Raw genomic sequence first — 9,637 nt, 5'->3', positions numbered from 1 at the left:
CCACTTCAAAAATGTCGTGAATGTCCACTATTTCATGAAAAAATATGTCAGAAAGTAATAAAAATCAAACAAAGTAGTGATATACGAAAATTTAATCATCCTGCACGCGGAACAAAAGCTTGGGAAAAACTATACGCTAAACGAAGTGCAGTTGAAAGAGTGAATGGCTATCTAAAAGAACATATGAAATTAAATGATACGACACACTATCAATCAGAAATTGTTCAAGTGGAACTATTATTGATTCAACTAGCTTATAATTTAAAGAATTTTGCAGCACAACGATTGTCACAAGAGAAATATAGAAAAGAACTAGTCGCTTAACTTCAAAAAACAATGATTTTGAAATTGGTCGAGTGTTTACTTTTCTAAAAAGTGAATTATGAAATTAGCTCAATTAGTATTTTTTACTGAGTTAACTTTTAAAAATAGTCACAATCAATCACTAAATTGACTGCGACTAACTTTATCCGATTACTTATTTATTTTCAGAAGCTCCCGATACAGCGTCAACTTTGGTTTCGTTTGTTGATTCACTCGCTCCAGACACTGCGTCTGCCTTGGTGTCATTTGAAGACTCACTTGCTCCTGAGACAGCATCGATATCACCTATCAATTTTTGACCTGTTTGTTGTAAGTAAAAATCAATCAATGGTTGATAATCAAAAACATACTCATTCAAGCCGGCATATTCGCCGTTGTCATCATACATTGCTTGATAATTGTGGACAACAAATGAATCACTATCACCTGTTGGAATATGAACTTTCACTAGTTCTTGGGCACCCGTTCTTAATTGCTGAATCACCCACTCCACACCTTTATATGTTGACTCAGGGTGACAGTATGCTAAAGCATTTCCAACTTGAGCTGGTGTTCTGCCGGCAAGCATCTCTTCTCTTGGTTTCACACGGTTATAATAAATAAATTGATTGTTGCTGTCTGCAAATGTTAATTCCATTGGGATTGAAGCTAAAAAATAATTCAATTGATCAACTGTTAAAATACCACGATTTAAGTTAACATAATCATTTCCTGAAACTGCGTTAACTTTTTCTGCGGCTTGTTCAACCCAATCTTCAGCTGCCATCTCAATTCCTTCGATAGTCGTTGCAATTTTACCAGTTGCAAATAGATCTTCTGGTTCAGCAATCGGTTTCTTCGGACCTTCTAAGACGGATACAACTTCGACATATCTCATAAATTTTTTCAGCGTTTCTTCTAAGATTGTTTTTGTTTTCTCATCTTTTAAATTATTTGAATCGTCAAATGCACTCTTAACTTTACCAAGTAAAAATTCATTACCTGGCATAACCATCGCGTTAACACCTGGCGCTTCAAGAATTTGGCGCAAATGTAATTGCGCGCGCGATGACCCTTGATCATAATAAGAAGCACCAACAATCATCACTGGTTTGTTTTCTAGTGGATGAATTTTGAAAGATAACCATTCTAAAAAACTTTTAAGACTCGGTGTGATTGTTCGATTATGTTCCGGTGTGGCAATTATTACACCATCGGCATAACTTATTTTACGATTAAATTTTTGAATAATACTACTCTCAGTTTGATCATCATCCTGATTAAACATTGGTACATCTTTAATCTCTATCAATTCAATATCAACTAATGTTTTGAACTGTTTTTCCATATATTTTAATAGTAGACGATTATATGACACTTCTGCGTTTGAACCGACAATTCCGATAAGTTTCATTTTAGTTTACTCCTCTTCTTATAATTTTTCCCAAGAAAATTTAGCTGCGTCTTCTTTATGTGTTTTTTTACCATGATTTAATTGACTCATAATATCAATGAACGTCATAAAATCGGCTACCAATTCTTCTAATCTCGCAACTTGATCCAATTGATTTAAATCATCATTTTCATCAAAAGCTTGTAAAGAATTGCTCAATAAAAATTCAGAACTTGGCATAATACGCGCTTTCATCTCTGGTGCATCAAGAATATGACGTAAATGTGCTTGGGCTCTTGATGAACCAAGTGTGCCATATGAAGCCCCAGTGATCATGACTGGTTTATCAACAAAAGGATAGTTATGATAACTCAGCCATGCTAAAGCATTCATCAAGACCGCTGGAACAGCATGATTATATTCCGGGGTACTGATAATGACACCATCACTCTCTTCAATCTTAGCTGAGATTTCTTGGACAAAACCCGGAACAGCATTACTATCTGGTTTATTAAAAATTGGAAAATATTTAATTTCAACTAACTCCATTTCAAACTGATCTGCAAAATGTTTTTGGATAAATTCAAGTAATTGACGATTTGTCGATTTCTTAGAATTTGTTCCAACTAAACCAATAATTTTTTTCATGATAATATGCCCTCTTTCTTTGTTATCATTAATTTATTTTTTAAACCATTCGAATAAGAACAGCCATGTTTTGTAACGATATAGCCTTCAACACCTGGTTGTCTGTTAAGTTCAAGCAAAATTTCCTGTTCCGTTTTTCCAAAAAGACGCGTAGTCCAAATTTCACCATCGACAGATTTTTTAGAGACAATTGTTAAACTCAGAATTTCTGATTCAACTGGATAACCAGTATTAGGATCTAAGATATGGTGATATGATTTACCTTGTTTTTCAAGATGCCGTTCATAGATTCCAGAAGTAACAACCGATTCGTCCTCAACTTTTAAAACTTCAAGTGATTGATTGCGTTCTAAATCTGGATGCTGAATACCTATGCGCCAAAATGTAGCTTTCGGCGATGGACCGAGCGTCACTATATTGCCACCTAAGTTTAACAACGCTGACTTAACACCTAATTTCTTTAAGTCATGCAGCAAACAATCAGCAATATAACCTTTCGCTAAACAACCTAAGTCAATTTTCATCCCTTTTTTATTCAAATAAACTGTTTTATTTTCTGAATTCAAGCAAATATTTCCAGGATCAATCAGGCTTAATTTTTCTTTGATTTCTAGTTCACTAGGTACTTTTGCATCTGAAAAACCTATACGCCAAGATTGCACCAATGGTCCAATCGCAATATTTAGTAAACTATCACTTGCCATGCTATGTTTTTTTCCAATTGCAATCAATTCAAATAATTCTGGGTCGACAGTTATTGATTGGATACCAGCATTTTGATTAATTTTCATTAACTCCGAAGTTTCATCATTTGCACTGAAACGATGTTCATACTCTTTCAACTTCACTTCCAGCGAATCAAGAATATCATTTGGTTTTTCATGGTCAATCTGCAAAGAAATAACTGTGCCCATTAGATGAATAACGCGATTTCTAAATGTCATATCGCGTCCTCCTTTTCTGGTAAAAGTTGCTTTTCCAGTGCTGCTATCGAATCCAATAGTTTATCATTATGATTGATTTTGGCAAATGCCCGCGCATCATACAAACGTTCAAGCACGATTTCACTTGCTAAATCTTCTTTGAGGCTATTCAAAACCAATTGAAAATAAGCGCGAGCTAGATAATAAGTGACATGATTATCAGAACAAATTAATACAGCATATTCTAGTAAGGCATTGCTAACCTCTAATTCATTAATCTCTGAATAAAAGACACCACATTGAAACACAATATGAAGAACACGCCAAATGTCTTCCGTCGTTTCAATTGAATAATGATAAATTTGTGCTAACACTTTATTAAAATAATATTCCGCTTTCTCAAGTTCCTTATTTTCCATATAAACTAAACCAACACCTGTATAGGCTAGTAAGCGATAAATATCAGTTTCTTTCAAGTCGTTGTCTAAAAGAATTTGATCAAAAACAAATAAAACATCAGTATCTTTTTCTTTTTGCAAAGCCATCAAGAAACCTTTTAGGTATAGATATCTTAAACAAATCTCTGACGCATCAACTTCTTTAACTGAAACTTGCGTTAATAAAGATTGCGCTTTTTCATACTCACAAGTAATTAACAAAAATTCTATTTCATTTAATTTTGAAATTGTTTCGGTATATTTAAAGCCGACTTTAGAGAAGAGGTCACTTAGTGGTAAATTTAATTTTTGACATAGTTTCAACACTATTTTCAAATTTGGGACTTGACCATTATTCTCAAAACGACTTAAGGTCGCTTGCGTACAAATGCCTTCTGCTAGTTCACTTTGTGATAACCCTAGTTCTTTTCTTGATGCAATGAATCGATCAATATTCATCTATATTTACCCCCTTTCCTTAACATCAGTTTGAGATGTATTTCACAATATTATATATCCATATATTAACTTTTTATATACATAAAGTCAATTATATATAATTTTTTATATATAAAAAACCGTCTGTGAGTTTTTTCTCACAAACGATTCTTAAGTTTATTTCCAAGGAGTTGCTGTTTCTTTTAAGACTTTGTTTAAAGACTCAATATTTTCACGACCACTTGTTTGTAACCATTGTTTTGTCGCTGCTACACCTTCATTAACATAGACAGCTACTGCGCCTTTCCAAGTTGAACGCCCACAAAGAACACCGTTAAATGTTGAGCCCGCTTCTTTGGCAAAGTATAGCGTTTCTTTAAATAGATCAGCACTCACACCAGCACTTAAGAAAATAAATGGTAATTGAGTTGCTTCACTTTGTGCTTTAAAGAATCCTAGAGCCTCTTCACGAGTATAGACAACATCCGCCTCAGACGTTGCATAGCCCTCAACATAATTCATATTAACAGGAACTTCCATTTTTAAGACATCCACGCCATAACGTTCTTTTGAAAATTCTTTCATCATATCAATCACTTTATGTGGTTTTACTTTGGCAAATTCTTTGCTTAAGTTATCACTATTTTCAGCATCATAAGATAAAAGTTCTAAATAGAACGGCACACCCTCAGCCTTACATTCAGACCCAATACGTTCAACAAAAACATGCTTTTGTTCATTAATTTCAGTCGCTTCATCCACATCATAGTACAATAGAAACTTAACACTATCAGCACCATTTTCTTTTAGTCTTAATGCTGAAAAATCAGTTAATAGGTCCGGTAAGCGTCCCGCAACGCTCGCATCGTAACCTGTTTTTTCATATGCTAACAACAATCCCGCATTTTCATTACGAACTTTTGCCGCTGGTAAACCATATTCTGGATCCAAAAGAATTGAAGATGAATATTGCGTTAGTTCTTCAGATACCAATGTTTTTAATTCAACAATCGCAGCTTCTTGATCCCCTTCAAATTTTTCAGCTGCTAACATTTTTTTAAGAGCCCCTCTTTGATCAATTGCTAATGCTGCAATAATATGATTCTCTGTCGAAAGTCTTTCCATACAACTTAATTTATTGTCATTCATCCCCGCTTTTACTCCAATCCACTATTTAATAAGTTTGCTAATTCTACTTCTGTATTCAATTCTTTTAATTGTGCTTTAAAATCTGCTTTCATTAACATTCTTGAAATTGTAGAAAGTAATTTTAAATGTGTATCGCCTGCCATATTCTCTGGAATAAACAAACCAATAATCACTTCGATTGGTTTACCATCTAATGAATCCCACTCTAAACCAAGATTATTTTTCACTAATAAAACAGTTGGTTCTTTGATTGTCGCACTTTTAGCATGAGGAATAGCAAAACCATCCATCATCCCTGTTGTACTTTGACTTTCTCTTTCAAAAAGAGCTGCTTCAACTTTTTCAGCATCTTCAGCTAAATCTAAAGCTTTAATTTGGGATGCTAAATATTTAAAAACTTCAGCTTGTGTGGCAAATGTTTGATTAACAAAAATATGTTCTGCTTTTATCATATGATCTATACTCCTTTATTTGGTTTTTTTACTACGCATTTGGATAAAGCCAAGTAATAATCCTCCGACCATTGCTCCGGCTAGAATTGCTAGAATCCATAGTAAACCATGAGTTACAACTGGCAACACTAAGAATCCACCATGTGGAGCAGGAACTTGAACTTTAAAGAGATACGTTAAAACTGCGGCAACTGATGAACCTAACATCATTGCTGGAATATTTTTTAATGGATTCATTGCTGCAAATGGAATCGCACCTTCTGTAATATGTGTTGAACCTAAAATTAAGTTTACAAAACCAGCATTGCGATCCTCTTTTGTATACGCATCTTTGAAGAATAATACTGCAATTGTTGTCATTAATGGTGGCGCGATACATGCTGCTGATACACCAGCCATAAATGTTGTATTACCTTGAGCTAAAAGTGCTGTACCTGTAACATAAGCTGCCTTATTAACTGGTCCACCCATATCAAAAGCACTCATTGAGCCAACAATAATGCCTAAAATTAATGGATTTGAATTTTCAAAACCTGCTAAGAAGTCCATCATTGCTTTGTTAATACCCGCCATTGGACTTGATAAGAATGTCATAATGATACCAATTAAGAAAACACCAATTACTGGATATAAGAAAATAACTTTTAAACCGTCTAATGATTTTGGTAATTTTTTAAACAACTTAGATAGAATAATAATAATGTAACCTGCAATAAAACCTGAAACAATTCCGCCTAGGAAGCCAGTTTCACCTGTTAAAGCTATCATACCCCCTACAAAACCAACAATCAAACCTGGACGCTTAGAAATACTTTCTGCGATATAAGCTGATAAAACTGGAACCATCAAGCCCATTGATGTACCACCGATTGTTTTTAACATTGCCGCAAATTCGTTGTATTGTGCATTATTTGGATCAGCTGAATAAATTCCCCATAAGAATGAAACGGCGATTAGAACACCGCCACCAACAACGAACGGTAGCATGTGAGAAACACCATTCATCAAATGTTTATAAATTTTATGTCCTATGTTTGTTGGATCTTTTTGGTCGCTTGAAGCAACTTCTTCGCTGTTGCCTTTAAAAATACGACCTCTGCCTTGCAATGCATCATCAATTAATTGCTCTGCATCTTTAATACCTTTACTCACTGGTACTTCAATCACGCGTTTGCCAGCGAATCGTTCACTTTGGACATCTTTATCAGCGGCAATAATAATTGCATCCGCTGCTTGAATTTCTTCATTTGTCAATTCATTTTCAATCCCAATTTGACCGTGCGTTTCAACTTTAATTGTGATTCCTTTAGTCTTTGCTGCTTGTTCTAATGCTTCTGCTGCCATATACGTATGTGCAATCCCCGTTGGACAACCTGTTGCTGCTAAAATTTTGTATGTTGCCATGTTATTCCCTCCAATTTTTTATTTCAATCTGTTTCTTCAACTCATCTGTATCTGAAAAATCAGTTAACCCCTCACGAAAAGCCGTAGAACTACCTGCTGCAATTGCTTCTTGTAGTGCCACTTCAAAGGTAGCCTCTTTCATCAAATATGCCAAGAATGTACCTAACATTGTGTCTCCCGCACAAGCCGTATTTACGACTTCCCCTACTGGCGCATTGCCTAGGAGTTTTGTTGTCTGATTCAAATATAGTGCACCTTCTTCACCTAATGACAGTAAAATATTCTGTGCACCCATGTCGATTAGTTTTTCCCCGTATTTAACTAATTCAGTTGTGCTCGCAATTTCAGTATCAAACCAAAGCTCTAACTCTTCATCATTAGGTTTTAATAGAAATGGCTGATAAGGTAATAGATCGAGCACTTCATGATAACTTGTATCCACCACTAATTTAACTTGATTATTCTGGCAAATCTTTGCAATCTCAATCAAAATACTAGGTTCACACCCTTGTGGCAAGCTTCCCGATACAACTAAAAAATCACCTTTAGAAATCATTTTAATTTTTTCTAATAATTCTTTCTGCGCCTCAGGAGAAACTTCCGGGCCTGAGTTGACAATTTTGTACTCAGTAGCCGCTTCTTCATCCTTAACAAAAACATTAATCCGTGTCACACCTGATTTCAGTGTCACAAAATCGGTTTCAATTTTTTGTTCTTGCAGTGATTCTTCTATATAATTACCTGTAAATCCTGCTGAAAACCCCATTGCTTTGTTTTCAATCCCCAATTTTTTTAATATGAACGAAACATTTACGCCCTTACCATTTGCTTGGACATCATCATTGTTTGTTCGATTCACGATTTTAGGAATCAAGTGAGTCGTTTGACAAAATAAATCAATGGCTGGATTCATTGTAAGTGTATATATCATCCAACTCCTCCTCTCATGATCCCATTATGCCACGCCTAAAGTTGAAAATGTTTTCATATTTGACTATAATTCAACGTAGATGTTGAAAAGTTTTACAATCTAGAAAAAGAAAGTGTTGGTAAATCATGTCAAATAAGCGATTGAGTGATTCTGAAGCGTATCTTTGGCAATACATTACAGAACATATCACAGAAGTTTCCAAGATGAGTATTATCAAATTAAGCGAAAATGCCAATGTTTCCACAGCAACGATTGTTAGAACCATGAAGAAAAAGGGATATGATGGCTACACATCGTTTAAACACACGTTAAAGGCTGCTAATCAAGAAGACTTAATGTCAATGGATATTGCGGATAACAAAATCAAAGAAGCCATTAATAAAAATAAAATTGAAGTTTTGAATACTATTTCTAATTTAAGTAGTGATGTTATCGAAGATACTATTCAAACCATTCAAGACTCTAAACGAATTTTTATTTTTGCCCGAGGCTTTTCAGTTTGGATTGCAAATGAAATGGCCATCAAATTTCAACTATTAAATAAATATTGCGAAGTCCATGATGACCCAAATATCATTAAAATTCGTAGCAATAGTATCGAAAAAGGTGATATTATGATTTGTATTTCGCTAAGTGGTGAAACAGAAGAACTAGTCGTCGCTGCCCACAATTGCCAAGCAAACGGTATCCATACCATCGTGATGACCACCGACGAAACTAGCCGGCTCGCGAATTTAGCCGATTCACTCTTCGTTGGCTTTAAAAGCATGGACACCTACATCCCAGAATACGAAGTCCATTCCCGCCTCCCATTATCAATCATCGGAAGAATTATTATCGATTCATACGTGATAAGGACAAATTAAGGTGATGCAGTGAGCGTTTTGGGCTGAGCAGTAAGATAAGCATACGAAACTGGTGGTTTTTACCAGATTCGGATGATTAGCTTAATGCCGAAGCCCAGCTCACTGAACCCCGTTTAATAAGGTGATTTTTTTGGTGCTTTGGGCTGAGCAGTAAGGCGAGCCTGATAATTTGACTGTTTTTGTCAAAATATCAGGATTGACTTAATGCCGAAGCTCAGCCAAAAAAATCCTGTCTATCTCAGGTGTTAAAGTAATCAAAACAAAAACTAGCCACAAACAATCTATATGAGCTAATTTCATAATTATGATGCCTTGATACATTAGCGTTCTAAAAACAATAAAAATAAGAACCTCCCCATCTGTTATAATTATGATGTCCTGACAGACTCTTAAACAGAAAGGAAGATTCCTATGTCTATCATACAACAACCAACGCTTTTTGACATCCAAATTCTACAAGAACTTGAGATTGAAGTAAAATATCAAGAGTTTTTCTCCCCATTAGAGCTAACGCCATTGATTGCTTTATTTCAAAAAGAGAATACTGTCGGCGCGCCAGTTACCATTAATTACGAAGCAGCACTTCGTGCTGTTTTAGTGAGCTTTTTAGAAGGCATTCCAACAATTAAAGCTTTAGTTATGAGAATTAAGCAAGATGTTCGATTTAAGCTTAGTTTAGGATTTCTATTTGGC

General features: G+C 35.0%; 11 protein-coding genes. 3 read left to right on the top strand and 8 right to left on the bottom strand.

Annotated elements, in window-relative coordinates; translation table 11 throughout:
* On the top strand, positions 1-324 hold a 324-nt coding region (locus ESZ54_RS11990), incomplete at its 5' end, for a transposase (protein ID WP_162615058.1).
* 154 nt (positions 325-478) lie between these two features.
* On the opposite strand, the gene ESZ54_RS11985 is transcribed toward ESZ54_RS11990, so the two are convergent.
* From ESZ54_RS11985 to pfkB, 8 genes are all read right to left on the bottom strand, one after another.
* Entirely contained in the window at positions 479-1,717 is a 1,239-nt protein-coding gene (locus tag ESZ54_RS11985; protein ID WP_136137891.1) for an NAD(P)H-dependent oxidoreductase, read from the bottom strand.
* 18 nt (positions 1,718-1,735) lie between these two features.
* Positions 1,736-2,344 (bottom strand): NADPH-dependent FMN reductase, encoded by a 609-nt coding sequence (locus ESZ54_RS11980; protein ID WP_136137890.1) that lies wholly within the window; start codon positions 2,342-2,344, stop codon positions 1,736-1,738.
* Positions 2,341-3,288: an FAD:protein FMN transferase gene (locus tag ESZ54_RS11975; protein ID WP_136137889.1), complete on the bottom strand. Its 948-nt coding sequence runs from the start codon at positions 3,286-3,288 to the stop codon at positions 2,341-2,343. Before ESZ54_RS11975 ends, ESZ54_RS11980 begins: the two co-directional genes overlap by 4 nt.
* Positions 3,285-4,163: a helix-turn-helix domain-containing protein gene (locus ESZ54_RS11970; RefSeq protein WP_136137888.1), complete on the bottom strand. Its 879-nt coding sequence runs from the start codon at positions 4,161-4,163 to the stop codon at positions 3,285-3,287. Before ESZ54_RS11970 ends, ESZ54_RS11975 begins: the two co-directional genes overlap by 4 nt.
* Before the next feature lie 156 nt (positions 4,164-4,319).
* Positions 4,320-5,291, bottom strand: coding sequence for a tagatose-bisphosphate aldolase (gene lacD, locus ESZ54_RS11965; protein ID WP_136137887.1), 972 nt, complete (start codon positions 5,289-5,291; stop codon positions 4,320-4,322).
* An 8-nt stretch (positions 5,292-5,299) separates the two neighbouring features.
* Positions 5,300-5,743 carry a fructose PTS transporter subunit IIA gene (locus ESZ54_RS11960; protein ID WP_136137886.1) on the bottom strand — a complete coding sequence of 148 codons (444 nt, stop codon included), beginning with the start codon at positions 5,741-5,743 and terminating at the stop codon, positions 5,300-5,302.
* A 15-nt stretch (positions 5,744-5,758) separates the two neighbouring features.
* Positions 5,759-7,147 (bottom strand): PTS fructose transporter subunit IIC, encoded by a 1,389-nt coding sequence (locus ESZ54_RS11955; protein WP_136137885.1) that lies wholly within the window; start codon positions 7,145-7,147, stop codon positions 5,759-5,761.
* A 1-nt stretch (position 7,148) separates the two neighbouring features.
* On the bottom strand, positions 7,149-8,078 hold the full coding sequence (gene pfkB, locus ESZ54_RS11950; protein ID WP_136137884.1) for a 1-phosphofructokinase: 930 nt from the start codon (positions 8,076-8,078) through the stop codon (positions 7,149-7,151).
* A 125-nt stretch (positions 8,079-8,203) separates the two neighbouring features.
* Between pfkB and ESZ54_RS11945 the strand changes: the two genes are divergently transcribed.
* The gene (locus ESZ54_RS11945) at positions 8,204-8,944 is read left to right on the top strand and encodes a MurR/RpiR family transcriptional regulator (RefSeq protein ID WP_136137883.1); all 741 of its coding nucleotides are present in this window, start codon (positions 8,204-8,206) and stop codon (positions 8,942-8,944) included.
* A 411-nt stretch (positions 8,945-9,355) separates the two neighbouring features.
* Positions 9,356-9,637: transposase (locus ESZ54_RS11940; RefSeq protein WP_136137409.1), on the top strand; the 282-nt coding region annotated here is incomplete at its 3' end.

The sequence above is a fragment of the Vagococcus silagei genome (genome assembly GCF_004795745.1).
Classification (GTDB): domain Bacteria; phylum Bacillota; class Bacilli; order Lactobacillales; family Vagococcaceae; genus Vagococcus; species Vagococcus silagei.
The sequence above is the reverse complement of the archived record's forward strand: the minus strand, read 5'-3'. Positions and strand labels throughout refer to the sequence as shown.